Below are 26,637 nucleotides of genomic sequence, written 5' to 3' on the forward strand. Positions count from 1 at the left end.
ATGAAATGGAAAGAACAAGCCATTATTCTCGGTACACGCCAATATGGTGAAACAAGCGTTATTCTTGAAGTGATGACGCGTCAGCATGGACGTTATATGGGAATAGTAAAAGGAGGACGTTCGCGTCGTATGGCGGCTTTTCTTCAGCCTGGGAATTTTGTAGAGGTTGAATGGTGGGCACGTTTAGACGAACATTTAGGACTTTTTCGATTTGAAGCACTTGATTTACATGCCGCGCGATTAATTCTTTTACCAGAAGCACTTTATGCTTTGCAGTTAATCGCTTTCCATTTGCGTCTTCTTCCTGAGCGTGATCCGCATCCTATTTTATATGATATTTTACATCTTTTTATGCAGAATTTTGATGAGTCGTTTATAAACGCTGAATTGCTTGTACGTTTTGAAATGCGATTTCTTGAAGAACTTGGCTTCGGCCTTGATTTATCTCGTTGTGCTGCAACAGGCCACTTAGAAAAACTATGTTATGTATCGCCGAAATCAGGACGTGCTGTATGCGAGGAAGCAGGGCACCCTTGGAGGGAAAAGCTCTTAAATTTGCCCCAGTTTCTTGTGCAAAGAACTGTTCGTCCCGTTGATTTTAGTGACATAAAAAATGGATTTGTTCTAACAGGTTTCTTTTTAATGCGTCATGTCTGGGAACCACGAAGTATAAAACAGCCATCGGTGCGTATAAGTTTGATTCAATTATTTGAACGGCGATTCCGTATGCAAGCGTTCGTTTGTTGATCTGAAGACGATAAATAGAGTGTGAAAATATCAGTCTTAGAAACAATTACCGAAGTATGTTGGTTTGTCGCAGAAGGAAGACGATTAGGATTTTCGACTAGTTCTGTCGAACTATATTGGTATTACATGTTTGTATGCGAGCATTAGTTTATTGATTTGAAAAAATGAATAGAAAATGAAGATGAGAATCTTAAAGACAATTCCTGAAGTACGCCAATGTATCACAGAAGAACGACGTTTAGGATTTGCGATTGGTTTTGTTCCAACTATGGGAGCATTGCATAATGGTCATCTCGCATTAGTACGGCGAGCAAAAGCAATGTGTGATCGAGTATTGGTTTCTATTTTTGTTAATCCGAAGCAATTTGGTCCCGATGAGGATTTTGATAAATATCCAAGAGATTTGAAAGGCGATTGTGCTTTGTTAGAAGAAGCCGGTGTTGAATATGTTTTTACACCTTCTGTAGAAGAAATGTGGCCACCGGGAAATGAAACAATTGTGAATGTAGAGAAATTGTCACGTGTGTTGATAGGGAAATTACGTCCAGGACATTTTTGTGGTGTAGCCAGCGTTGTTGCAAAGCTTTTTAACATTGTTCAGCCGGATAAAGCCTTTTTTGGGGAAAAGGATTTTCAACAGATTTTGATTGTTCGTCGTATGGTTGAAGATTTAGCTTTTCCTATTGAAATTGTGGGAGTGCCTATTTTACGTGAAGCAGATGGTGTAGCGAGTTCTTCCCGTAATCAGTTTTTAACATTAGAAGATCGAAAAGCAGCAAAAATTATTCCTGAAAGCGGTAAAGCTGCTGAAAATCTCTATCGCCAAGGGGAACGGTCGGTTGATAAATTATGTAAAATTGTTCGGGATATTTTACAGCAAGAATCGCGCGCGATTATTGAATCAATAGATTTACGGGATATGGAAACTTTATCTGTGGTTAAAGGTAAATTAAACAAATCGGCAGTGTTATTATTAACTGTCCGTTTTGGTGAAATTAGGCTTATTGATCAATATATATTGCAAGAAAAGGGCTGAAAAATGACTATTCATAAGGCTGTAAAACGTATTACTGCTTCTGAAATACGATCAAGAAAAGGACAAAAACCGATTGTTTCTCTAACTGCTTATCAGGCTTATAGTGCGCGGATTGCTGATCCTTACTGTGATTTGCTATTAGTTGGTGATAGCGTTGGTATGGTTGTGCATGGGTTTGAGACAACGCTGCCAGTGAGTTTAGATATGATGATTTTGCATGGGCAGGCGGTTATGCGTGGATCTAAGAGAGCTCTTGTGGTTGTCGATATGCCTTTTGGATCTTATGAAGAAAGTCCAGAACAGGCTTTTTCCAATGCATCGCGTATTCTTGCAGAAACAGGGTGTAGTGCAGTTAAGCTTGAAGGTGGTGTTTATATAGCGGAAACAATTGATTTTTTGTGTAAGCGCGGTATTCCAGTTATGAGTCATGTTGGTCTCACACCACAGGCAGTGAATCGTTTTGGTGGTTTTAAGACGCAAGGACGCAATGAAAGTAATTGGCAACAGATTGAAGCTGACGCAGCAGCAATTGAAAAGGCAGGTGCCTTTGCTGTTGTTGTAGAAGGAGTTGTAGAACCATTAGCAGTAAAACTTACACAGATGCTTTCTATCCCTACCATTGGCATTGGTGCATCTAGTCAGTGTGATGGGCAGATATTGGTGATGGAAGATATGTTAGGTTATGGTACATGGGTCCCTAAATTTGTACGCCGTTATGGTATTCTCGAACAGGAGATGAAGAAGGCGATTAAGAGTTATGCGGATGATGTTAAATCACGTGCTTTTCCAGGTGATGAAGAAATTTATAAGCTCAAACAAAAATCAGGTTAAGACGAAGACTTTTTTAGAGAATGCTTGCTATGATAAGGTTAATATGAACGGATATTTTTTTTTGTGGGAATTTTTCTTTCTGCCTAGGCTTTGTTCAACTAAGTCAAGATGTGAGAGCAAAGGTTGATGGTAGTAACGTTCCATTTGTTTGTAAAGAACAAAGCGTTAGTAGAAAGAATTATCAAATCAGCCAAGTATTGGTAATAGAGTTAGCGTTTATTGAAGATAAGTTTCTCAGATGCATATGATAACTGAAAAACGTTCTCATTATTTTATTGAAAGCGTTCATTTTATTTTTAAATAGCGAAAATTTTTCTTTTACTTTTCAGATAAATGGTGTTTCATTTCTTCATCTATGGAAAATGGCGTAGCATACCTAAATGTTATAGAACTTGGTACCAGAAATGGATCTGGCATCCTGTTTTTAAGAGTATGCAAAGAACTATGAATATGGATTATGGTGGTAAAATTATCAGGGGTGATGCTATTTTTGTCTGTTTTCATCCTTGTACTTGCAGATTATAGATTGTGCAGAAATTCTATAAAGAAGGTCAGCACGAGAGAGACGATTTTGTAAGAAATAAGCCAAAGATTTGACTCCGAAGAGTCAGTCTATTGAAGATGGTTTGAGCCAAACTTTACGTTTTTGTCTCACTTTGTAGAATTGTAGAACTGGGATGCTATAATCTAAACAGCTTAGCTTGTTGAATGGGATGGAAATACATAAGTTGTTGCTAATAATAGTTGTATTCAAGAGATGTGCAAAGTATTGTTTTATAAGGATAGTTTATCATTTATCCATCTTGGATAAGAGACCTTAATATCGTAAGATTCTCTCATTTCAAATTTTGTTTATTTTAAAGCAATAAAAGCCATTCACTTGCACGTCACAAGTAGGATTTGTGTGTGGATAAAACACTTAAAGAAAGGGATAAAAGTGCTTCTTATGAATCGTCTCAAGTGCTAAGGGCTATAGCAACAATTGGGAGCTGGAAAATAGAATGATGGTCCAGCTTGCTCTTTCATAAGTGTAAAGATAGTGGTTCTCAATGGATTTTACGTTACACTATTCATGGGCGCTGTGTTGAAATGGGGTTGGGTGCCTTAAGAGGTTTTTCTTTAAAAAAAGCGTGTGAATTAGTAATAATGGCATTCTATTTTGCATGAGATGCGTGACCCCATTAAAGAACGCGGTAAACAAAAGCATAAAAGCAATGCGTATGAACAAAAGGGATGAAAAGAACAGGACTATGTCTCTATTCTTCTTTTCTGCTTAATTAAAAAATGATGCAGAATGATGATGAGCATCTTTACAAAGAGTGTTAGCTTATCGAAGACTTCTTTAATAAATTAAAAAACTTCAAATGTATCTGCTAATAATTGGGTGGAATTTTTTTCTCTTCTAGGATTATGCTTCAAACATTCTCTGGCTGAGAGAGTGAGGTGTGCAGGACTTAATTTGATTTATTATTTTGTTTATATATTTCATAATGGCTAATGACATCATAACTTTTCTGCAGTGTTGTGGGGAGCGTATGGGTATTTAGTGTTTGAGATCAAAACTGTTTTACGCCATTTATGGGATGCATTCCTCTCAAGATAAAAATTCTTTTCATAGATTGAATGCAAAGAGTTTTTTATATAAATCGCAATAATCTAATGTATGCAGTGTTTTTTTTTTGAATATTATTCTCTATAAAAATGAGATTATATTCTAATAAGATTATAGAGAATTATATGAGGATTTTTACATATATAAAAAGATTGGAATCATGGAGTTAGAATACCATAGAGTGTTTTGGTTGTGATAAAAGGTAAACAATCAAAACGATATCAATGTAATCTCTCAATATCAAGATCGTGAAAACGTTTTAAAAAAGCGTTCTCAATTTTCTGTGTAGAGCATGGTTGCAAATTGAGTTCTTCGGATGAAATATTATTTGGATGACCGAAGTAGCGAAGGGATTCTTCTATATTAAATCCGGCAAGAATAACAGATTCATGGAATGCAGCAATGCGATCAGCTTGTTTGATTTTTTTTAAGAGTTTTTTAGAGGGATCAATGGGGAGAGAAAAGCGTATGTGGATAGCATCTTGTATACGTTTTTCGATGAGTTCATATTGTTTTCCTATAACAGCTTTAAAAGGTGAAATTATATCACCGATAACGTATTCTGGTGCATCATGAAGAAGAGAACAAAGGCATTCATTACTCTGCGATTGCGGAAAAAGTTTCTGAAATATTTGTTCTACCAAGAGTGAATGTTGTGCAACAGAATAGGAATATTCCCCTTGTGTTTGACCGTTCCAACGTGCGACGCGAGCTAATCCATGAGCAATATCTTCGATTTCAATGTCAAAAGGAGAAGGATTTAAAAGATCAAGTCTCCGGCCAGAAAGCATTCTTTGCCAAGCGCGTGCTTCTCCATTTTGTGATAACTGAGCTTTGGCCATTAGTGAGTTTACTCAGTGCTTTCAGGGAAGGTAAAATTCATATTTTCAGCAATGCTTATAGTGACAGGAACATCTTTTACTGTAAAGGGGGTGTTATTATCCATCGCATCTTTGACGTGGTCAATACGCAGTAAAGCGAGAGCTTCATTCGCAGCACATGTTCCTAAAGAACCAAGTACTTTTGTTCTTGCTTCAATGTTAGAACCTGGGGTTAATTCATGCTGACTTTTTACGAGTAAAATACGGCGCCGTACTGCACGACGGTGATGCATTCGTGAGACAACTTCTTGTCCGATATAGCACCCTTTGTTGAATGATAATCCGTTGATTTGATCGTAATTAATATCATGGGGAAAGACTTTACCGATTTCATAGTCTTTATCGCTTTCTGCAATTGCATAACGGATACGCAATTGATTCCAATTGTCATGACATTCTGAAGCCAAAAGGGGTGTTTCCCCATAGATTCGCATTATTTTCTCTTTTGCTGGAAATCGTTTATCAATAAAACTTGAATCAAAATTTAAAATATCTGATTCATTATTCCAAGAAACTGTAACAAGTTCTTGTAATTGTTGCATAATTTCTACTTTCGTGCGCAGTTTATAGAGGAGAAGATGCTTGTAGAGGATATCAGATAAAAATGAAAAAATATCAATAAAATAACCATTATCTATTTTGCCGATGAGAAAATCAGCAAGAACCTTTCCTTGTGGAGATAAAAAGGCTCCAGGAAAAATTTCTTTTGGACCGATTTTTTTGACATCTGTTGTGATAAGGGCCTGCAGAAAATGTGTTGCTTCTTCACCCGTAACTTTAATAATCTTACGGTTTTTTAAGCGAATGGCATTTGGCTTTTTAATCATGGTTCTTGCCTTTCTGCTCAAAGTTACATAATCGATAAACGAGGGGACATTGAAGGAGCACGGTTATGTTTAAAACATTTGATACAATTTTTAAAGGTGCAACAGTTGTAAATCATGACGGAATTGGTAAGCGTGATATTGGTGTCACAAATGGCCGTATTGCTGAAATTGGTGATCTTACACGTGCGTCTGTAGGTGAAGTGATTGACTGTACAGGGCTTCATATTTTGCCTGGTATCATTGATAGCCAAGTTCATTTTCGTGAGCCAGGCAATGAACATAAGGAAGATTTGGAAAGTGGCTCTCGTTCTGCGGTTTTGGGAGGAGTTACAGCAGTATTTGAAATGCCTAATACTAATCCATTGACGACATCGGAAAAAACATTGACTGATAAGATTAAACGTGGATTTCATCGAATGCATTGTGATTTTGCATTTTGGGTTGGAGGAACACGTGAAAACGTTTACGAATTGGCTGAGTTAGAAAGACTTTTTGGTGTTGCTGGAATTAAAGTTTTCATGGGATCTTCTACGGGTGATCTTTTAGTGGATGATGATGAAAGTGTGCGTCTTATTTTGAAGAACATACGCCGTCGTGCAGCTTTTCATTCTGAAGATGAAGCAAGGCTCAGAGAGCGTAAAATGTTGCGTATGGAAGGAGATGCGTCATCGCATTCGGTTTGGCGTGATGAGGTTACAGCATTAAAGTGCACACAACGCTTGGTGAAAATTGCGCATGAAACGAAGGCGCGTATCCATGTTTTACATCTTTCTACTGCGGAAGAAATTGATTTTTTAAAAAATCATAAGGATATTGCAACGATTGAAGTTACGCAACATCATTTGACTTTAACGGCTGATGATTATCAAAAATTTGGCACGTTGATTCAGATGAATCCGCCTATACGTGAGAGTCGCCACCGTGAAGCGCTTTGGTACGGTGTGCAGCAGGGTATTATTGATATTATAGGCTCTGATCATGCGCCTCATACACTTGAAGAAAAGCTCCAGCCTTATCCAGCCTCACCTTCGGGGATGACAGGTGTTCAGACAACAGCAGCAATTATGTTAACTCATGTAAATGCAGGAAAGATATCTCTTGAACGTTTTGTTGATCTCACCTCTCATAGCCCTAGCCGCATTTTTGGCATAAGCCGTAAAGGACGCCTTGCTGTTGGATATGATGCTGACTTGACTATTGTCGACCTTAAACGAGAAGAGATTATGACGAATGCATTGATTGGTTCACGTGCAGGTTGGACACCTTATGATGGTAAAAAGGTTAAAGGTTGGCCTGTTGGGACCATAATCCGTGGTATGCGGGTGATGTGGGAAGGTGAAATTGTGACACCTTCACAGGGTGAACCTGTTAAATTTACGGAAGTTTTGGTATGAACAGATTAAAATTGAGGGTTTCATGGGATGGTTCCTTTGCCTAGAAAGCTTCTCGTGATGATTTAATACACATAAATATTGATCATACATAAAATAAAAGCCTTTTAAGGATTTGTTTTTTAGCAATTGAAATGGTTATTTATGTCAGATTTGGTTGATCAGTTTGTTCATTTTGACAATTATCATGATGAGTATAGCAAGGTTAAGTGGTTACTAATTTTATAGGCGCTTAGTTGTTAAGATGCGTGAGAAGGTTTTCGGATAAGAATTTTCCTTCTTTAACATATCGTTGGTTTGCTTCAATTGCTGATTTTGTACAACGATGATAATTTTCTGAAAAAGCGCGATAAGTTTCATTAAATGCTTCATAAAAATAAGCGCGTCTTTGTGGAGTCGGCTTTTCTGCTTTAATCAGTGAGCTCATATAGTCATACCAGAGGTTTGTTGGAGTGCTGCAAAGATTTTGTAGAGAGTGTAGGGCTCCCAAAATTTCTGCCAGTCGTAATAATTTTGTATCATAAGGTGGAGATTGTTGTGCAAAAGTTGATGTTGAAGTTAAACAAAATGTTAAAATAGAAATTTTTATCAGTGTATTACGCATTATTCTTATTGCTCCATTTTAATAAAATAAATTTCTATACAATTACAATCGCAGATAAAGTCATTTTGCCGTTGAACATATGTTGAAGAGTATGACAAAAACGGTATGTGCATCATTATTAACAGTGGGATGCATTATAAAATTTAGGGCATAGGAGACAATAAGGAAACAATTATGGGAATTATTGAAAATTTTCACGAAGCTTTGTGTAAGTAAAAATTTCAGGTTTTCTGCATGCAATCTGTTTTTTGCATAAATTCGCGTTATTTTTTCTGAATCGAAAATTTCTTCCTTTAAGATTTTTTTCATGAAGAAAAGGAATTAGAAATCTTTCTCAAGAAAATGTTCTTGTTCAATTAAATAAAATAAGGATTGTTTTTTTATGACGAATGATGGAGAGAGCCCTTTAAAATGGAGTAGTTATGAGAATGTACATGAGATTAAAAAGTTTTAATCTCAATCTACATAATGCAATGATTTTGGGTAAGCTTTACTTTGAAAAACGGCGAGTAAATATCGCTAACGGAGTGTAATGATGAGAGAGTTGCAATTTTATAATACACTTACACGTAAAAAAGAGAATTTTATACCGATAGATGCAACGAGAATCCGTCTTTATGTTTGTGGTCCGACGGTTTACGATTATGCGCATATAGGTAATGCACGTCCTGTGATTGTTTTTGATATTTTATTTCGCTTATTACGCTATGTTTATGGCAATGAGCATGTTATATATGCTCGTAATATTACAGATGTGGATGATAAGATTAATGCACGCGCAGCTTGTGAATATCCAGAGCTAGCACTAAACGACGCTATTCGCCAATTAACGCAGCTTACATATACTCAATTTCAACAAGATACAATGGTACTTGGTTGTCTAACACCCACCATTGAACCGCGCGCAACTAATCATTTAGAGGAGATGCGCTCTTTAATTGAAAGATTACTTGAAAAGGGACACGCTTATAAAGCGGAAAATCATGTTTTATTTTCAGTCAGCAGTATAAGAAATTATCCCTATTATGGATCATTTGCAAAACGCTCATTAGATGAAATGAGAGCGGGGGCACGTGTTGATGTTGCTGCTTATAAAAGAGAGGAGATGGATTTTGTTTTATGGAAGCCATCTGCTGAGGGGGAACCAGGTTGGAAATCGCCGGCAGGAATTCCTGTTCTGGGTCGTCCTGGTTGGCATATTGAATGTTCAGCAATGACCATGGCAAAGCTATTAACACCCTATGGCGGTGGTTTAACTTGTGATGATCCAACAGCGAATATTTTTGATATCCATGGTGGTGGTATTGATTTGATTTTTCCTCATCATGAAAATGAAATTGCACAAAGTTGTTCAGCTTTTGGAACTGAGCGAATGGCTAATCTTTGGATGCATAACGGTTTTTTGCAAGTTGAAGGCAAGAAGATGTCTAAAAGCCTTGGCAATTTCGTCACTATTCGTTCTATTTTGGAGAGTGATTTTTTTGAATTCAATAGTATTTTGACAAATAAAATGAAACAAAATTGGGCAGGTTTATCTGCCCGTTTTTCGATGTTACAAACGCATTATCGAGAACCGTTAAATTGGACCGCTCAGCGTTTAATGCAATCCAGTAGCGAATTGTATCGTTGGTATGAGTTGCTTCGTTGTGAAAAGAAGGAGGTGGAGAAGAAGAATGAGGTCGTTGATGATTCTTTGATAAACGCGCTCAGTGATGACCTTAATACTCCCAAAGCACTTACTCTTTTACGAAAATTTTATAAACAAGGGAATGCTGTTGCTCTTGCAAGTGGGATGAATTTCTTTGGACTCTTGCGGCATGAGTGGGTTAGAAATGAAAAATGCCCATTATTTATGAGAAAAACTGCTCTTGATGCAAAATTTATTGATCAACGCATTGCCGAAAGGTTACGACTTATCCATAATAAAAAATGGACAGCTGCGGATACAATTCGTGATAAGCTTGCAGCCGAGGGGATCGTCTTAAAAGATATCAAGGATCCACAAACTGGTGAGCGTACGACCATGTGGGAAATAAAACGGTTCTAATTCTCGGATTCTAGCAGCTTTCATAACTTAAGGAGGAAGCTTGATGGAATTTTTATCTTATTATGGATATGTTACACTTAAATTGGTTGTAGGCCTTGTAGCCTTTCTCTTAATTTTAAGAACCACGGGTCGTAGTAGTCTTAGTCAAATGACACCGGTTGATTTGGTCAGCAATTTTGTGATGGGGGGTATTATTGGGGGCGTTATTTATAATCAAAATATCAGTATTATTCAATTATTGCTTGTCTTATTTATTTGGCAAACTTTGATCACCTCTCTTAATTTATGGGGACGCCACTCAGTCTTTTTTCATCATTTTGTTATGGGGCGAAGTATTGCGTTAGTTTTAGATGGTGTTTTTCAAATTGATGAGATTAAGAAGTTGGGTATCAGTGTAAATGATTTAATTACAATGTTACGTATTAAAGGCTGTAATTTACATGAAGCGGCTTTTGTTCGTTTGGAGACCAATGGCGATTGTACTGTTATTAAAAAGGAAGAGAGGAAAAAATCTACTATTTTAGTGCAAAGTGGCGAAATTCTTGATGATGGTCTTAAAGAGATTGGTAAATCAAGAAAATGGCTTCAAGCAGAATTGAAAAAAAAGCATGTAAAAGTTGAGAATTTATTTGCAGCAGAATGGTATGAGAAGAATACAGATCAAAATGATAAAACCTCTAAAGGATTATTTCTTGTTCCTTTTTCAAAAACAGTCTAGGCTAAGCAGTTATAAATATAGTTTACTGAAAGCGTATAGAAAAAAGAATATGATCTCTAAACGATAAGAGGAGGAAGTATTATATACTTGTTGAATGGATGATAGAGAAGTTATGGCTTTATGGAACAGAATAAAATGGTAAAAACTGTGTCGTCAGATACAGGACAAACTCTACGTACGCTTTATAACTTATGGCCTTATATGTGGCCGGCAGATCGGCGCGATCTGAAGATGCGTGTTATATGGGCAATATTTTATCTTGTTTTAGCCAAGCTGGTTCTCATATCTGTTCCTTATTTCTTTAAATATACTATAGATGCACTCGATGTGAACTTAAAGTTTCCTGTATGGTTTCCCTCCAGTTGGGTTATGCCTATCATGCTCGTTTTTGCATATAATGTTGCACGTATTGTTCAGGCTGGACTAAACCAATTACGGGATGCCCTTTTTGCAACGGTTGGTCAACATGCTATTCGTCGGTTAGCCTATAAGACCTTTGTACATGTTCATGAACTGTCTTTACGATTTCATTTAGAAAGGCGAACAGGTGGCCTTTCTCGTGTGATTGAGCGTGGGACGAAGGGAATTGAAGCTATTGTTAGATTTTCAATTCTTAATACAGTACCAACGATTTTAGAATTTGTTCTGACGGCATTTGTATTGTACATAAGTTATGGATGGCATTATTTTCTTATAGTTGTGGTAACAGTTGTTTTATATACTTGGTTCACAATTAAAGCGAGTGATTGGCGCATTCGTATTCGGCAAGAAATGAATACAGCAGATGTTGAGGCTAATACACGTACTATTGATTCTCTTTTAAATTTTGAAACGGTTAAATATTTTGGCAATGAAACTCTAGAAGCATGTCGATTTGATTCTTCTATGGCAGGTTATGAAAAAGCTGCGACGAAGATTTGGACATCTTTAAGCTGGTTGAATTTTGGTCAGGCCCTTATTTTTGGTATTGGAATGACGATTTTGATGTTGATGTCGGCTTACGAAATTTTTCATAAAGCACAAACTTTAGGGGATTTTGTTTTTATTAATGCGCTTTTAATGCAGCTTTCTATTCCGTTGAATTTTATTGGTTCAATTTATCGTGATGTGCGACAAGGCTTAACTGATATTGAAGCTATGTTTGATCTTTTAGATGTTCAGCAGGAAATCGGTGATAAATTGGATGCCAAACCATTAGTGGTCAATAATGGGAACATTCGGTTTAATCAGGTAAAGTTTTCTTATGATCAGAATCGCCAGATTCTCAAAGGTATTAATTTTGAGGTCCCGGGAGGAAAAACTGTTGCAATTGTTGGTCCATCAGGTGCTGGTAAATCGACTATTTCTCGATTACTTTTTCGTTTTTATGATGTTGATGCAGGTTCTATCACAATTGATGGACAGGATATCCGTGATGTAACACAAAAAAGTTTACGTGAAGCTATTGGTATGGTACCACAGGACACAGTGTTATTTAATGATACAATTGCCTATAACATTTGCTACGGGCGTCCAAGTGCTACAGATGAAGAGATGCACAAAGCGGCTGAAATGGCACAGATATCAAAATTTATCGAGATGCTTCCGGAAGGCTTTCAGTCTATAGTAGGTGAGCGTGGACTTAAGTTATCAGGTGGTGAAAAACAGCGTGTAGCTATTGCACGGACACTGTTGAAAGCTCCTCCACTTCTTATTCTCGATGAAGCAACTGCAGCTCTTGATACTGCAACAGAACAAGAAATTCAACAAGCATTGGATATTGTAAGTCGTGGGCGTACAACATTGATAATTGCTCACCGTCTTTCTACTGTTGTAAATGCTGATGAAATTTTGGTTCTCAAAAATGGCCGTATTATTGAAAATGGAACACATACAGAACTTTTGCGTAAGAAAGGTTTGTATGCTTCAATGTGGAATAAGCAACTTGAAGCATCGCAAGCAGAAGAAAAATTACGTAAAATGCGTGAAGAAGATGAGTTGGGTGTTGTTAATCATAAAAAATAAGCTGCGTGAAATGATCTTTAGCTTTATAGAGAGTGATTGATTAAGTATAGAGAAAGATAGGAGGAACAAAAAGCGTTATTACTTGTTTAGATCATATTGATGAATAGGAAATTATATGAGTATTCTACAATCTGTCCATAATAGCTTTGCACCAATTCATAAAGAGGGTTACCCTTTTATCATAGCTTTTTTTGTTATTTCGCTCATTCTTGGTTGGGTATGGAGTCCTTTGTTTTGGTGTGGGCTTGTCCTCACAGTATGGTGTATATATTTTTTCCGCGATCCAAATCGCGTAATCCCCTTGAATCCAAATTGGATCATATCTCCTGCTGATGGGCGTATCTCATTCGCGGGGCCCTGTATTCCACCTGAAGAGTTGGGATTAGGTAATGCAGAAATGATCCGTATTTCCGTATTTATGGATATTTTTTCATGCCATATCAATCGTATTCCTATAAGTGGTACAGTGGAATCAATTGTCTATCATCCAGGTCGTTTTGCCAATGCTGAGCTTGATAAGGCTAGCCAGTTTAATGAGCGAAATGGGATGGTGATTGACAGCAAACATGGTAAAATTGGCGTAGTACAGATAGCCGGAGCAATTGCTCGCCGGATTGTTTGTTGGCCACAAGAAGATGATTCTGTTGTGATTGGGCAACGTTTTGGACTCATTCGTTTTGGTTCTCGTCTTGATATTTATATACCAACTGAAGTTAAATTGCGTGTTGCCGTTGGTCAGACAGCAATTGCTGGAGAAACAGTTTTAGGCTCTTTTGACGATAAGAGTGCTACAACTGAATTTAGATTCGATTAGGATAAACAATGAGAAATTTTTCGTTATTTTCTTCATTTAATCCTGAAGGACAGCATGATGATGTTGCACATCGGTGGCGTTCACCTACACCGATGCGGTATATCATTCCTAATATTATTACTATTTTGGCGATTTGTGCAGGAATGAGCAGTATTCGTTTGGCTTTTGAGCATCGCTATGAGGCAGCTATTTTAATGGTACTTTTGGCAGCAATTTTAGATGGAGCTGATGGTCGCATCGCCCGTTTAATGGATGGGAGTTCATCTTTTGGGGCGCAGATGGATTCTCTTGCCGATGTTATTAATTTTGGTGTTGCACCTTCACTTATTGTGTATTCCTTTGTTTTGAATCAGGCTCATCAAGTTGGTTGGATTGCAGGACTTGTCTATTGTGTTGCTTGTTGCTTGCGTTTAGCACGCTTTAATGTGATGTTGGATAACGCAGATATACCAAAATGGCAGGAGAATTATTTTGTTGGTGTTCCTGCCCCAGCAGGAGCGTTATTGCTTTTATTGCCTATGTATTTAGGAGCTCTTGGTTTAGTCCCAAGTTGGAGTTGGGCATTGTTTTTTAGCCTTTATACTGTGATTATTGCTTTTCTTTTGGTTAGTCGTTTACCTGTATGGAATGGAAAAACAATTGACCAAAATTTAAGACGTGATATCGTTGTACCGTGCATGCTAGGCATTGTTATTTATGTAGGTTTTCTGGCAACTTATACATGGCATACTTTATTGATCACGGCTGTTAGCTATATGATTTTTCTTCCCTATAGCTTTGTAGCTTATAATAAACGGGCTGCTTTAGAAGAAAAAAAAGCAAACATTAAAACTCTCTCAAGTTCATAAAGTTTCATATTTGGTTTTTGGTAAGCAAAGTAGAAGTAGAAAGAAAAATTTAATTCAGGTTTGTCATTTCTATGGCTTCTAACAAAGAATAGCAGGCTAAAGTGCTATTCACTAAAGAGGTTTGCTTTTTAAAAACACCTTGTTTCTCTCAAGCTCACTTCATGGTGGCGACTTGCAGAGAGAAGTGAAAATCCATTATGCACTATTATTGTTTAAAATTAAAGCTAGAAACTTTTACCGTTATTATATTTTACCAGTTTCCAATACCATAATGACTCTTAATTTAGATGGTTTATGAAAGATATATTTACTCTTTTCTTAGATGATTTTTCTAATTCATCATAAAAAAAATAAACTATTTTTATAAATTAATTTATTGCTTTAATTAGGTGCATGATAATCCATAAATCGATTTTTACGCACATTAAAGAGTTTGCCGGTTTCCTTTAAATCAGGTGAGAATAAATGTGCTATCTTTGCTGCAACTTCTTGTGGTGGAGGAAGAGTTTCAAGATCTTCCCCAGGCATAGCTTGTGCGCGCATGGCAGTGCGTGTTGCACCGGGATCAACACAGTTAATCTTGATTGGGGTTTGTTTTAATTCTTCTGCCCAACAGCGAGAAATAATTTCTAGAGCTGCTTTAGAGGCTGCATAAGGTCCCCAGAAAGCGCGCGCAACATGAGCAACGCTTGAAGATAAAAAAATTGCTCGTCCAGCATCAGATTTACGCAATAAGGGTTCGAAAGCTTTCATTAAGCGCCATTGGCTGATGAGATTTATTTGAAAAACATCTTCAAATACTTTGTTTTCTATATGAGCTATTGGTGAAAGTGTTCCAAGGATTCCTGCATTTGCGATCATAATATCGAGTTTTTTCCAGTGCTGAGAAATTGAAATAGCAAGAGCATCAATGTTTTCCATATGATGTAAATCGATTGGAATGAGTGTTGCACAAGCACCTTTTTTTCGGATTTGTTTGTCAAGTTTAGTGAGGCCACTAATCGTTCGTGCAAGAGCAATAATGTGAGCGCTACGTTTTGCAAGCTCTAATGCTAAATGATACCCAATTCCTCTTGAAGCACCGGTAACTAGTGCAACACGACCAAAGAGACTAAAATCAAGTTTTTTCATCCTTAATTCCTTGTTTTAAGGACAGATGATTGATGGATTTTAGGAATACTTTCTTGATCGATTAGATGGGTAGGATAATCTCCAGTAAAATAATGGTCAGTAAATTGTGGATCGGTATTATTTCGTTTTTCCCCTATCACAGCAAGATATAAACCATCTGTTGAAAGAAATTCTAATGAGTCAGCTCCAACAAAATTGCACATAGATTTTAAATCTGGATATTGATTAGCTAACAAGCTTTCAACTTTAGGTGTATCAATACCATAGAAATCAGGATAGAAAATCATAGGACTAGAGATGCGCATGTGAACTTCTTTTGCTCCTGCATCGCGGAGCATTTGCACAATTTTGACGGATGTTGTTCCTCGTACAATGGAGTCATCAACAAGAATGATGCGTTTCCCTTCAATAACAGGACGATTTGCAGAATGCTTTAATTTAACCCCAAAAGCGCGAATTTGTTGTGTTGGTTCGATAAATGTGCGTCCAACGTAATGATTACGAATAATACCAAGCTCAAATGGAATTCCAATTTCTTGAGCATAGCCAATTGCAGCGGGTGTTCCCCCGTCAGGAACAGGAACCACAATATCACCTTTACAGGGGGCTTCTTGTGCCAAATGGATACCCATATTTTTACGTGTCATATAAACACTTCGCCCTCCAACGATTGAATCAGGACGTGCAAAATAGACATATTCAAAAAGACAAAGTTTTTCTGGCTTATTATTTTCTGGCTTTATAATTTTTGTAGTAATTTCCCCATTTTTTTGTATTTCACATACGATGATTTCCCCATTTTTAACATCGCGGATATATTTTGCTCCAATAATATCAAGGGCACAGGTTTCGGAACAAAATATTGGTTTACCATTAAGTTCACCCATCACTAGAGGTCGAATACCTATTGGATCACGCGCAGCAATCAATTTAGTGCGTGTTAGCGCTAACATGGCATAACCACCTTCTACTTTTCGAATAGCATCAACAAAGCGATCTGACGACGATTCATAACGTGAACGGGCAATAAGGTGAAGAAAAACTTCAGAATCTGATGTTGATTGGCAGATGGCACCGGAAGCAATGAGTTCTTGGCGTAATGTAAGACCGTTGGTGAGATTGCCATTATGGGCAATAGCAATACCTCCAGCTTTTAATTCAGCAAAAAGGGGTTGCACATTGCGTAATGCTATTTCTCCAGTTGTTGAATAACGGGTATGCCCGATAGCGCGATTTCCCGGTAAACGTGCAAGTGTTGCAGGGTTTGTATAGTGATCACCAACAAGACCTAAATGCTTTTCTTGATGAAACATTTTATTATGATAAGAAACAATCCCAGCTGCTTCTTGCCCACGATGCTGAAGCGCGTGAAGTCCAAGAGCTGTTAAAGTCGCTGCATCCTCATGGCCAAGAATACCAAAAACTCCACATTCTTCATGAAGGGTATCATCATGCAATGAAAACTCCTGAAATGGAATGTCGATTTTTGTCATCGTATTCTTTCGGTTATGATGTGAGAAACGATTTGTATCATGCGTTGTATTACCTGAATTTTTTCCTCAATGATAAACTATTTTCCATTTTTGGGGGACATATTTTCATGAGAATGTTGATCATTTGTATTTGCACCATCTCTTTTAAAGAATTGTTCCGTTTTTTCGAGAAGAGTGTCGAGATTTTTAGGCAATATGTCCCAGACTTTTTGTCCCAGTGAATCGATGATGGGTTTTGTTTTCGCATTTTTAAACCAATCAGGTTGTTGTCCAGGTTTGACAAGTGCATTAATAAGTAACATGCTAATGACCATGATTAATAAGCCGCGCAGTGCTCCAAAAATAAAACCGATAGTGCGGTCAAGTATACCAATTCGGCTATCAATAATAAAATCAGATATTTTCATTGTAATGATGGAAGTAATAATTAGAATAGTAATAAAAATCACAATCAATGTGGTGATCAACGCAACTATTTTATTAGAAATATACTGTTCAAAGAAAGGCACTACGGATTTAAATAAAAATAATGTGACAACAGCTGCGATTATCCAAGAAATCAACGACAATACTTCGCGTGAAAATCCTCGGAGCATAGCGAGAAAGGCAGAAAACAGGATGACTGCTACGACAATTCCATCAAGAACTGTTATGCTCATTTGTTTATTCCTTATACATAAAATTGTACTCTATTTAAATAGCATGAAAGTATTTTGGGTTTGCCATTTTTTATTCTTATAGCAAGGATCTTTTTCATTTTGTAGAGTTTTTTCTTTATTATGATACATGTAGAGTAGTTCGTTTTTTACCTGAGGCAAGAGCGGCGATCAACTCAGGAAGTTCAGAGAATGTTTTTTGTTGAAAGTTTGGCGATTTTATCATTTTGGTTGTTGTGGTGGGTTGAACAGATCCTTGAAAGCCGAGTTTTTTGGCTTCATTGATGCGTTGTGCTGAATGAGAAACCGCGCGGATAGCTCCTGAAAGGCTTATTTCACCAAAATAGACATACTCCGTTGGGAGAGGAATATTTGTAAGTGAGGATACTAAAGCAGCGGCAACAGCTAAATCAGCTGCTGGTTCTGATATGCGATATCCACCTGCAACATTCAGATAGACATCATGTTGTCCAAAGCGAATGCTGCAATGAGCTTCTAAGACAGCAAGAATCATTGAAAGGCGATTGCCATCCCATCCAACAACGGCACGTCGTGGTGTTCCAAGTGAAGAAGGAGAAACAAGTGCTTGAATTTCTACTAATATTGGACGTGTTCCTTCCATTCCTGCAAAAACAACAGCTCCTGGTGCTTTTTCATTTCGTTCACCCAAAAAAAGTTCAGATGGATTGATCACCTCCCGTAATCCTTTATCAGACATTTCGAAAACACCAATCTCATCAGTTGGTCCGAAGCGATTTTTTACAGTTCTAAGGATTCGATAGTGATGTCCACCTTCACCCTCAAAATAGAGAACAGCATCAACCATGTGTTCGACAACCCTAGGACCGGCAATTTGTCCTTCTTTTGTAACATGGCCGACAAGAACAACAGTTGCTCCTGTTTTTTTGGCAAAACGGATCATTGCTTGAGCGCTGATGCGCACTTGTGTGACAGTGCCGGGTGCTGAATCTGCTGCATCTGACCATAGGGTCTGAATGGAATCGATAATAACCATATCAAGGTTTTTGTGTTTGTTTAAGGTTGCAAGAATATCTTCAACATTGGTTTCAGCAGCGAGCTGAATCTTTGTATTTGCGGCATCAAGTCTTTGGGCACGAAGACAGATTTGTGTGATAGCTTCTTCTCCTGAAACATAGATAACGTGATGTCCTTTTCGCGATAAGGTTGCTGCCGTTTGTGTAAGCAATGTTGATTTTCCGATACCTGGGTCGCCACCAACAAGTAATACTGATCCACGTACAAAACCACCTCCAGTTACACGATCAAGTTCAGAAATACCAGAATGGATGCGTGGAGCATCTTCAATATTTCCAGAAAGAGACGTAAGAGCAACTACACGCCCCTTGTGAATATTTTGCTTGGGGCCGGTGCCGATACCGCTATTCGTATTTTCTTCAATAAGAGAATTCCATTCTCCACAGGAATTGCATTTTCCGCTCCAGCGTGAATGAACAGTACCACAATTTTGGCAGATAAATTGAACACGGATACGTACCATAGTGATTAACCATATTGCTCTGGAAGATAATTATTGTCTGCCAGATCGCTAAAACGTGTGAAATCAGACTGAAAGGCAAGATGAACAGTTCCTGTTGGTCCGTGACGTTGTTTTGCAATAATAACTTCAGCTTTCCCAAAAGCTTTGTCCATGGTCTCTTGCCATCTTTCATATTCAAGAGTGCCTATCTTTGGTTCTCCATTTTTGAGGTAATATTCTTCACGGTACACAAAAAGGACAATATCGGCGTCTTGCTCAATCGAACCAGATTCCCGTAAATCTGAAAGTTGTGGACGTTTATCTGTTCGATTTTCAACTTGGCGCGAAAGCTGTGAAAGAGCAATAATGGGAATATTCAGTTCTTTAGCTAATGCTTTGAGGCCCGTAGTAATTTCTGTAATTTCTTGAACACGGTTTTCAGACGAACGCTTTGAATTGCTTGTCATGAGTTGTATGTAGTCAATAATTAAGACATCTAAACCATGTTGTCGCTTGAGACGCCTTGCGCGTGCTGCCAATTGGGCGATTGATATCCCACCAGTTTGGTCAATATAAAGAGGCGCTTTTTGTAGTTGATGCATTGCACGGATGATTTTGGAAAATTGCTCATCTAAAATAGATCCACGCCGAATGTCAGAAGAGGAAATCTCTGTTTGTTCCGAAATAATACGGGTTGCAAGCTGTTCTGATGACATTTCAAGCGAGAAGAATCCAACAATGCCGCCCTCATTTTCTTGTATATTGGTATCACGATTGCAAGCATTAGCAATATTAAAGGCAATATTTGTAGCCAACGACGTTTTACCCATACCAGGGCGACCAGCGAGGATAATAAGGTCAGAAGGTTGTAACCCTCCCATTTTTTCATCAAGTGTTTTAATATGGGTGGCTATCCCTGATAAGTGTGAAGAACGCTTTTTTGCAGCGGTTGCCATGTCAATAGCTTTTTTAACGGCCTCATTGAAATTTTCAAACCCACCACCATATTTCCCCTTTTCTGCTAGTTCAAACAACAGGTGTTCAACAGTTTCAATTTGTTGGGATGGCGTAAGCTCTAAAGGAGCATCGAAAGCTGTATTAACAGCTTGGTTACCAATATTAATCAAGGATCGCCGGATAAAAAGATCATAGATGACTCGTCCATAATCCTCAGCATTAATGATTGTTACTGCTTCTTTAGCTAAACGAATAACATAATTGAATACGGTGATATCTCCAATTTTTTCTTCTACTGGAATAAAGAGCTTGATAGTAACTGGATTTGCAAGTTTTCCATTTTTGATAAGGTGAGACACAACATCGTAGATTTTTTGATGCAAGGGTTCAAAAAAATGTTCGGGTTTTAGAAAATCTGAGACGCGATCGAGCGCATCATTATTAATAAGAAGTGCTCCAAGCAATGCTTGCTCAGCTTCAATATTATGTGGAAGTTCTCGAAAAGAAGCTTCTTCTTTTTGCAGAGAGCTGAAATTGACAACGCTTGTTTCTTCCATAACATTTTTTCCACTAATATTCTGTTTAGCTACTTTAAGCAATAAATCAAATAATACATATATTAAGAATAGGATTATAAATTTTTGTTAAGTGAAAATCACATTTTCAATTTTTAAAGGTGTTGAGCTCTAATTTCTTAATCACAATACATGCATGGCTTAATATGTAACATATTTCTTTATATTTTATCTTTTAAAAATTCAATTTCAGGTAAGAGTATCAGGTAATTTTCAAAATTGGTTTTTTTGTTTTCCAAAAAAAATATGCCACTGTGTTTTGAGTATTAGGACATTATGTGGTTTTTAAATATATATATTACATTGATTTATAAAGATAATTTATCGCTTTTCAACTTGAACAAAAGCCACGAATATTGTAAAATTCTTTCATCTTAAACCCTCTTATAATGAATCAATCAAAATCATTTTCTTGTATGTCATAAATGGTGTGTGGGTTTTCAAAAAAGGAATAAAAATGCCTCTTATGAATCTCTCAATGCAAAGGGGTACCGGAGTATTTTGAGTTGGCAAAGAAAATGATCGTGTCGGTTTGCACGCTCAATAAACGTAAAGATAGTGGTGCACAATAACTTTACTATTATACCCTTCATGGATGTGTTGTGAAGTAGGTTTGGGAGTATTAAGAGATTTTTCTTTAAAACAAGTGCGTGAATGTGCAAAACAATAGTGTTTTGTTTTGCATGCTGGGTATAACTCCATTAAAGAACGTGAGGGGTAAAAACGTGAAGCAATGCGCACTCTCCATTATTTAAAAGATATTGCTTTAAATACTTTTGAGAATCGTAAAGCCGAATTAAAAGAGTGATGATAAAGCTGGGTGCTGGTTTTTACCTTTACAGCTTTATATTCTCCAAAAATTAGACTACCTTTCTGGTTCAGAGATAAACCAAACAAATATACGTAAAAAACGTTTTTGCTCCGATTTAGCATACAAAAATTAATAGAGCTCATAGAACACTGAACCGTTCCTAATTTTGTCTCAAATATGCTGTTAGGCTAGGATTGGATGTTGATTTTACAAGTAGAAAAAAAAGTAATGGCTCTTTGGGGAAAAATACCATAAAACGAAAAATATGTGGGCTTATGGATTGGAGAGATATTCTGACTTTATTATCAGAAACTTTGCAAAAAAAATAACCACAACACATCTAGTTTTGCATTTGCTTATTCTTACAGGTGCTCGTACAAATCGTTTGCGTCATATTCATAAAGATCAAGTTGACGGTCATCTTATAGACAATTTCTGCTGAGAATATAGAAGGAAAACGTGATACTACAACAGAATTTTGTACACCCTTATTATTAAGAGCACTGAAAATGATTGAAAAAGCCCATTGTCTCTCCAAAAGTGATTTTATCCTTTTTTTCTGGTTGTGGTCTTCTTAGTGTAAATTTGCCTGTCACATCATATAATATACATAATGTTTATTCTTCGATGCTTTTATACAACATATCAAAGGTTGATTCTGTAACAAGAACTTAATTTTTAAGTTACGACATGCCAATTTAAACGGCAGAAAAATAAAAAAATGTAAAACAGAGAAAAACAGCAATTAAGTCTCTCTTTCATTGATGCTGTTTGTATCGTTTTTATTCATTTTTTCTGCTAATGCTTTCTGCTGTTTTTCTACGAACTTTTCTTCTTGATTTTCTGCTAATAGTTCTTGCTGAACATCATAGATTTCTTCGGCAGAGGTAAGAGTTTCACCTTCTGCTTGGTGTTGCGCTTCACTGGCTGAACGCGCAACGTTAATAATCACAGAAATTTGAACTTCAGGATGTAGGCTGAGCATGATGGTATGGAGGCCAATCATTTTTATTGGATGATTAAGCTTAACCTGATTGCGTCCTATAGAAAAGCCTACACTTGTTATGATTTCAGAAATATCACGTGTTGACACAGATCCGTAAAGTTGTCCTGTTTCACCAGCTGAACGGATGATAATGAAGGATCGACCATTAAGTTTTTCAGCAATTTTTTCTGCTTCGCTTTTGCGTTCAAGATTACGAGCTTCAAGTTGCGTGCGCTGTATTTCAAAATGTTTTTTATTAGCTTCATTAGCACGTAAAGCTTTGCCTTGAGGCAGGAGAAAGTTACGTGCATAACCTTCTTTAACTGAGACAATATCACCCATCTGACCAAGACGAGGAATGCGTTCAAGCAGAATAATATCCATAGTTTTTCCTTTCGAACAAATAAATTAGTGAAGTTTGTTACGTGACTGAAAGTTGTGTTGAATAGCTGCCCAAATACCCATTAAAAGCATCATGAAAGAAATAGGTGGAGCAAAAACAACGGTTAAAATAGCAATATAAACAAGGGAGAGTATAATGATCCGACCATTTATTCCTTTTGTAATATTGTGGAGATACGCTAGTCCATTGATTGATATAACGACAGTGTACGCAGTGCTAAAGACACGCGCGCTCAAATTAAGAGTAAAGCCTAACTCAATCATAGATGCTATACAAACACCAATGAAAATAACAATTCCCAAGATTGGGAGTCGGAGAGTTTTGCTCCAATCATCACGGGGTCTTTTGAGCCACTTCATATGCTGTGCTGTTATCATTGAAAAATAAAGATTACCAATGAGAAAAATCAGACTATAAACAGTCAAAACAATAGCTGTTAAAGTTGCTGTATGCGTCATTAAAAGTTCACTAAAGGCAACTATATCAGTTTCTTTTAGTGATTGCGATTGTTGCATAGCGTGAGTTATGTTTGCAGTGATTTTCTTCGCAATAAGAGATGTTGATGGATGAGTTTCAACATAGATTCCAATAAAGCTTGATATAAGAGCTATAAAATTGGTTAAATGAAAGATAACCGATGATAATGGATACCATATCAGCGAATTTTCTTTTTGCGCTGGTTGTGCAAGCCCAAGGAGCCAAGACGCATAGACAGCGGGAAGAAAAAATAATAACATAAAGCCAAAAGCAATGTAAATATTTGTAACTATGACAAGAACAACAGTGGCGCTTACTAAGGCAACGAGGCTAGCTAATGTTCCTCGACCGAATGCAACAATAAAAATTGGCAGTGAAAGAAAACAACCAAGAAAAAAAGAAAAATAGGGTGCGATATTTATGAAACTGATAATTGCTATCCCTATAACAACAACAAATAATCCAGCTAAAATACCAGTCACTATTTCATAAGTACGAAAATTTTTCATTTATTGCTGTCCTGCTTTCAGCAGTTAGGAGCATTGTCATGCCCCAACTTTGATATTTTATATCTTCCATAGTTAAGAAATTAAACCTATCGCTAAACCATATAAGAAGAGCAGCTGGGAGCTCCTCAGCTGCAAAGACGCATTTGATATTATTTTATAACATATGGAAGTAAGCCAAGGAAACGCGCACGTTTAATGGCATTAGCCAATTCACGCTGTTTTTTCTGACTAACGGCCGTAATTCGTGAAGGAACAATTTTCCCACGTTCCGAAATATAACGTTGTAATAATTTGATGTCTTTATAATCAATTTTGGGAGTATTGACACCTGAAAACGGACATGTCTTACGACGGCGATGAAAAGGACGACGTATTGCAGTTTGATTAATCTCAGTCATCATTCTACTCCTTCTATGACATCTTCACATTGACGAGGTGAAGAATGAGGACGTTCTTCATCATGACCAATGTGACCATTGCGATCAAGGCGTGAGAGCATAGCAGACTTTTCTTTTTCATGTTTTTCTACACGAATGGTCATATAACGTAAAATATCTTCATTGATTCGCATCTGACGTTCAACTTCAGCAATTGCTATAGCTGGTGCGTCAATATTGACCAGTACATAATAAGCTTTACGGTTTTTGCGAATACGATAAGCGAGGGGACGAAGACCCCAATTTTCTACACGCCCAACTTTTCCACCGTACGTTTCAATGACACCTTTGTAGATATTCAAAAGTTCATCAACTTGCTGCGGTGCAATATCTTGTCGGGCAAGGAACATATGTTCATAAAGAGCCATTGTTTTGCCTTTCTTCAATTAAATCTTACCGGTTTTAGCGCAAAGCCTCTGCGACTTGTCTTTTTTGGAAATCCAAAGAAGAAAGGACGCGTTTACAATTCGAGACATTCGAGAGTGGAGATACGGGAGGTCGGAAATATTGCACTTCCTACTGGTATTTTTAGTCCTCCGTTCAATCTCCAGCTAAAGTGCCGATAATGAACGTTTGGTATTTACAGCTTATCTTTTAAAATAGCAAGTTTATGCTCATAAAAAATGTGATTATTGAATCTTGATATATTTTTTATAACAGTTTGCTCTTCTTATGACAGAGATGATGCTATAAAACTATAAGTTAAGAAGGAAGGAGAAAAGAATGGATTTTTTAAACCAGATTGATGTTGCACTTTTTGAAATGTTTGCTGCTCATCATCAATCATGGTCTATCTTAGTTTTGTTTGGTGCTTTTTGTGCAAAGTTTTTAATTTATGTTATCCCTATACATCTTTGTGCGTTGTGGTTTTGCGGTGGAGAGAGGGAACGACGCGTAGTGCTAAGCATTTGTGTGAGCATTTGCATGGCTCTTTTTATAGGTTATTTCATTTCTCTTATTTATTTACGTCCACGCCCTTTTGTTGTGGGTTTGACAACACCACTGATTAAACATCGCGCAACTGCTTCTTTTCCTAGTAATCATGCCTTAATTATTTCCTCTTATATGGCGTGTCTCTATTTTTACAAATACAAAATTTCTTCTCAGTTTGCAGCGATATTTTTATGTTTGATTTGTTGGGGGCGTATCTTCGTTGGCGTACATTATCCCTTTGATATTTTGGCTGGTACAATTTTAGGAAGCCTTATAAGTTGGGGGATTATTCAGTTTATGGTACCGTATTTCCCTCAGTTTTTATATCAAATTCCGCCATTAAAATATAATTTTAAGAGGGATATTCGCTTCAAATAAAGTACTTTATCTTGATTTGTGCTCATAAATAAGTTCAAAAGAAAACAATGTCATTGAACAATTTAGGAGTCGATTAATGGGTGCAGCTTTTACTTTTCCAGGGCAGGGGAGTCAGCTTATTGGTATGGGAAAAGTTCTTACAGAGCAATTTGTTGTAGCGCGAATGGTTTTTGAGGAAGTGGATGATGCTTTAAGTGAGAAATTATCAGATATCATTTTTGAAGGGCCAGCAGATATTTTAACTTTAACAGCAAATGCGCAACCAGCTTTAATGGCTGTATCCATGGCAGTTATTCGTGTGATGGAACAATTGGGGCTTAATGTAAAAACAAAGGTAAAATTTGTTGCAGGCCATTCTTTAGGAGAATATTCGGCTCTTTGTGCTGCTGGTACATTTAGTCTTACTGATACGGCAAGGCTCTTGCGGATTCGTGGAAACGCCATGCAGGCTGCTGTTGCTGTTGGTGAAGGCGCTATGGCAGCACTTATTGGTTTGGATGAGAAAGATGTGGAAGAAATTTGTGGAGCTGTTGCCGAGGAAGGGCTCTGCCAGATAGCCAATGATAATGGTGGTAGGCAAATTGTTATTTCAGGTGAAGCAAAAGCAATTGAGACAGCGGTAAAGGTTGCATCACAAAAAGGTGCTAAACGTGCTGTTCTTCTTCCTGTTTCTGCGCCTTTTCATTCAGCTTTAATGCAGCCCGCTGCCAATGCCATGAAGAATGCATTTTTGACTGTCAATAAAACGGCTCCTATTGTTCCTCTCATTGCCAATGTTTCTGTTACACCAGAAAATGATCCAGAACGTATTGTGATGCTTCTTGTCCAACAAATAACCGGGAGAGTACGATGGCGTGAAACAATTGAGTGGATCAGTGCCAATGGGGTTAATACGCTTTTTGAAATTGGTTCTGGGAAGGTATTAACAGGTTTAGCGCGTCGTATTAATAAGGATATAAAAGCATTGACAGTTGGGACAGCGGAGGAAATAGAAGCAGCACTACGGGTGCTTGGTGTTTAGTCTATAAGGAGTC

The 26,637-nt window shown here is 37.3% G+C and carries 23 protein-coding genes and 1 pseudogene; 12 read left to right on the plus strand and 12 right to left on the minus strand.

What is annotated here, in order from left to right; translation table 11 throughout:
- The 4 genes and pseudogenes from recO to O9A_RS08295 all read left to right on the plus strand — a co-directional run.
- Positions 1-747 (plus strand): DNA repair protein RecO, encoded by a 747-nt coding sequence (gene recO, locus O9A_RS03565; protein ID WP_034458860.1) that lies wholly within the window; start codon positions 1-3, stop codon positions 745-747.
- A 181-nt stretch (positions 748-928) separates the two neighbouring features.
- Positions 929-1,783, plus strand: a complete 855-nt coding sequence (panC, locus tag O9A_RS03570; RefSeq protein ID WP_034458862.1) for a pantoate--beta-alanine ligase — start codon at positions 929-931, stop codon at positions 1,781-1,783.
- A 3-nt stretch (positions 1,784-1,786) separates the two neighbouring features.
- Positions 1,787-2,614 (plus strand): 3-methyl-2-oxobutanoate hydroxymethyltransferase, encoded by an 828-nt coding sequence (panB, locus tag O9A_RS03575; protein ID WP_034458863.1) that lies wholly within the window; start codon positions 1,787-1,789, stop codon positions 2,612-2,614.
- 937 nt (positions 2,615-3,551) lie between these two features.
- Positions 3,552-3,827 (plus strand): annotated as a pseudogene (locus O9A_RS08295) (integrase); the annotation flags it as partial.
- A 620-nt stretch (positions 3,828-4,447) separates the two neighbouring features.
- Here the strand turns inward: O9A_RS08295 and O9A_RS03580 are convergent.
- The gene (locus O9A_RS03580; protein ID WP_034458865.1) at positions 4,448-5,068 is read right to left on the minus strand and encodes a YfbR-like 5'-deoxynucleotidase; all 621 of its coding nucleotides are present in this window, start codon (positions 5,066-5,068) and stop codon (positions 4,448-4,450) included.
- An 8-nt stretch (positions 5,069-5,076) separates the two neighbouring features.
- Complete coding sequence (ygfZ, locus tag O9A_RS03585) at positions 5,077-5,934, minus strand: CAF17-like 4Fe-4S cluster assembly/insertion protein YgfZ (RefSeq protein ID WP_034458867.1); 858 nt, start codon at positions 5,932-5,934, stop codon at positions 5,077-5,079.
- A gap of 65 nt (positions 5,935-5,999) precedes the next feature.
- Between ygfZ and O9A_RS03590 the strand changes: the two genes are divergently transcribed.
- Positions 6,000-7,328 carry a dihydroorotase gene (locus O9A_RS03590; RefSeq protein WP_034458869.1) on the plus strand — a complete coding sequence of 443 codons (1,329 nt, stop codon included), beginning with the start codon at positions 6,000-6,002 and terminating at the stop codon, positions 7,326-7,328.
- 229 nt (positions 7,329-7,557) lie between these two features.
- On the opposite strand, the gene O9A_RS03595 is transcribed toward O9A_RS03590, so the two are convergent.
- Complete coding sequence (locus tag O9A_RS03595) at positions 7,558-7,929, minus strand: TIGR02301 family protein (RefSeq protein WP_034458871.1); 372 nt, start codon at positions 7,927-7,929, stop codon at positions 7,558-7,560.
- Between the two features lie 535 nt (positions 7,930-8,464).
- On the opposite strand from O9A_RS03595, the gene cysS reads away from it, so the two are divergent.
- The 5 genes from cysS to pssA all read left to right on the plus strand — a co-directional run bounded on the left by cysS (position 8,465) and on the right by pssA (position 14,360).
- A complete protein-coding gene (gene cysS / locus O9A_RS03600) occupies positions 8,465-9,976 on the plus strand; it encodes a cysteine--tRNA ligase (RefSeq protein ID WP_034458873.1) in 1,512 nt (503 codons plus the stop codon).
- 43 nt (positions 9,977-10,019) lie between these two features.
- Positions 10,020-10,694, plus strand: a complete 675-nt coding sequence (locus O9A_RS03605; protein ID WP_034458875.1) for a DUF421 domain-containing protein — start codon at positions 10,020-10,022, stop codon at positions 10,692-10,694.
- A 120-nt stretch (positions 10,695-10,814) separates the two neighbouring features.
- On the plus strand, positions 10,815-12,698 hold the full coding sequence (locus O9A_RS03610) for an ABCB family ABC transporter ATP-binding protein/permease (RefSeq protein WP_034458877.1): 1,884 nt from the start codon (positions 10,815-10,817) through the stop codon (positions 12,696-12,698).
- Positions 12,699-12,813: 115 nt separating this feature from the next.
- Positions 12,814-13,512 carry a phosphatidylserine decarboxylase gene (locus O9A_RS03615; protein WP_034458880.1) on the plus strand — a complete coding sequence of 233 codons (699 nt, stop codon included), beginning with the start codon at positions 12,814-12,816 and terminating at the stop codon, positions 13,510-13,512.
- An 8-nt stretch (positions 13,513-13,520) separates the two neighbouring features.
- Positions 13,521-14,360 (plus strand): CDP-diacylglycerol--serine O-phosphatidyltransferase, encoded by an 840-nt coding sequence (gene pssA / locus O9A_RS03620; RefSeq protein WP_034458882.1) that lies wholly within the window; start codon positions 13,521-13,523, stop codon positions 14,358-14,360.
- A 381-nt stretch (positions 14,361-14,741) separates the two neighbouring features.
- Here the strand turns inward: pssA and O9A_RS03625 are convergent, their stop codons facing one another.
- From O9A_RS03625 to rpsF, 9 genes are all read right to left on the minus strand, one after another.
- Positions 14,742-15,491: an SDR family NAD(P)-dependent oxidoreductase gene (locus tag O9A_RS03625; RefSeq protein WP_034458884.1), complete on the minus strand. Its 750-nt coding sequence runs from the start codon at positions 15,489-15,491 to the stop codon at positions 14,742-14,744.
- A 2-nt stretch (positions 15,492-15,493) separates the two neighbouring features.
- A complete protein-coding gene (gene purF, locus O9A_RS03630; protein ID WP_034458886.1) occupies positions 15,494-16,984 on the minus strand; it encodes an amidophosphoribosyltransferase in 1,491 nt (496 codons plus the stop codon).
- Between the two features lie 77 nt (positions 16,985-17,061).
- Positions 17,062-17,643, minus strand: a complete 582-nt coding sequence (locus tag O9A_RS03635; RefSeq protein ID WP_034458888.1) for a CvpA family protein — start codon at positions 17,641-17,643, stop codon at positions 17,062-17,064.
- 118 nt (positions 17,644-17,761) lie between these two features.
- Positions 17,762-19,159: a DNA repair protein RadA gene (gene radA, locus O9A_RS03640; protein WP_034458891.1), complete on the minus strand. Its 1,398-nt coding sequence runs from the start codon at positions 19,157-19,159 to the stop codon at positions 17,762-17,764.
- Between the two features lie 5 nt (positions 19,160-19,164).
- The gene (locus O9A_RS03645) at positions 19,165-20,652 is read right to left on the minus strand and encodes a replicative DNA helicase (RefSeq protein WP_034458893.1); all 1,488 of its coding nucleotides are present in this window, start codon (positions 20,650-20,652) and stop codon (positions 19,165-19,167) included.
- A 1,574-nt stretch (positions 20,653-22,226) separates the two neighbouring features.
- Complete coding sequence (rplI, locus tag O9A_RS03655) at positions 22,227-22,850, minus strand: 50S ribosomal protein L9 (protein ID WP_034458895.1); 624 nt, start codon at positions 22,848-22,850, stop codon at positions 22,227-22,229.
- 24 nt (positions 22,851-22,874) lie between these two features.
- Complete coding sequence (locus O9A_RS03660; RefSeq protein ID WP_034458897.1) at positions 22,875-23,855, minus strand: hypothetical protein; 981 nt, start codon at positions 23,853-23,855, stop codon at positions 22,875-22,877.
- Positions 23,856-24,004: 149 nt separating this feature from the next.
- Positions 24,005-24,253, minus strand: a complete 249-nt coding sequence (rpsR, locus tag O9A_RS03665; protein ID WP_034458899.1) for a 30S ribosomal protein S18 — start codon at positions 24,251-24,253, stop codon at positions 24,005-24,007.
- Complete coding sequence (gene rpsF, locus O9A_RS03670; protein WP_034458900.1) at positions 24,253-24,660, minus strand: 30S ribosomal protein S6; 408 nt, start codon at positions 24,658-24,660, stop codon at positions 24,253-24,255. The genes rpsR and rpsF overlap by 1 nt, the downstream gene beginning before the upstream one ends.
- A 355-nt stretch (positions 24,661-25,015) precedes the next feature.
- Between rpsF and O9A_RS03675 the strand changes: the two genes are divergently transcribed.
- Together O9A_RS03675 and fabD are read left to right on the plus strand one after the other, a co-directional pair.
- Entirely contained in the window at positions 25,016-25,603 is a 588-nt protein-coding gene (locus O9A_RS03675; RefSeq protein ID WP_034458902.1) for an undecaprenyl-diphosphatase, read from the plus strand.
- Positions 25,604-25,679: 76 nt separating this feature from the next.
- Positions 25,680-26,624, plus strand: a complete 945-nt coding sequence (fabD, locus tag O9A_RS03680; protein ID WP_034458904.1) for an ACP S-malonyltransferase — start codon at positions 25,680-25,682, stop codon at positions 26,622-26,624.
- Positions 26,625-26,637: the final 13 nt, after the last annotated feature.

The organism is Bartonella koehlerae C-29 (genome assembly GCF_000706625.1).
In the GTDB taxonomy this organism is placed as follows: domain Bacteria; phylum Pseudomonadota; class Alphaproteobacteria; order Rhizobiales; family Rhizobiaceae; genus Bartonella; species Bartonella koehlerae.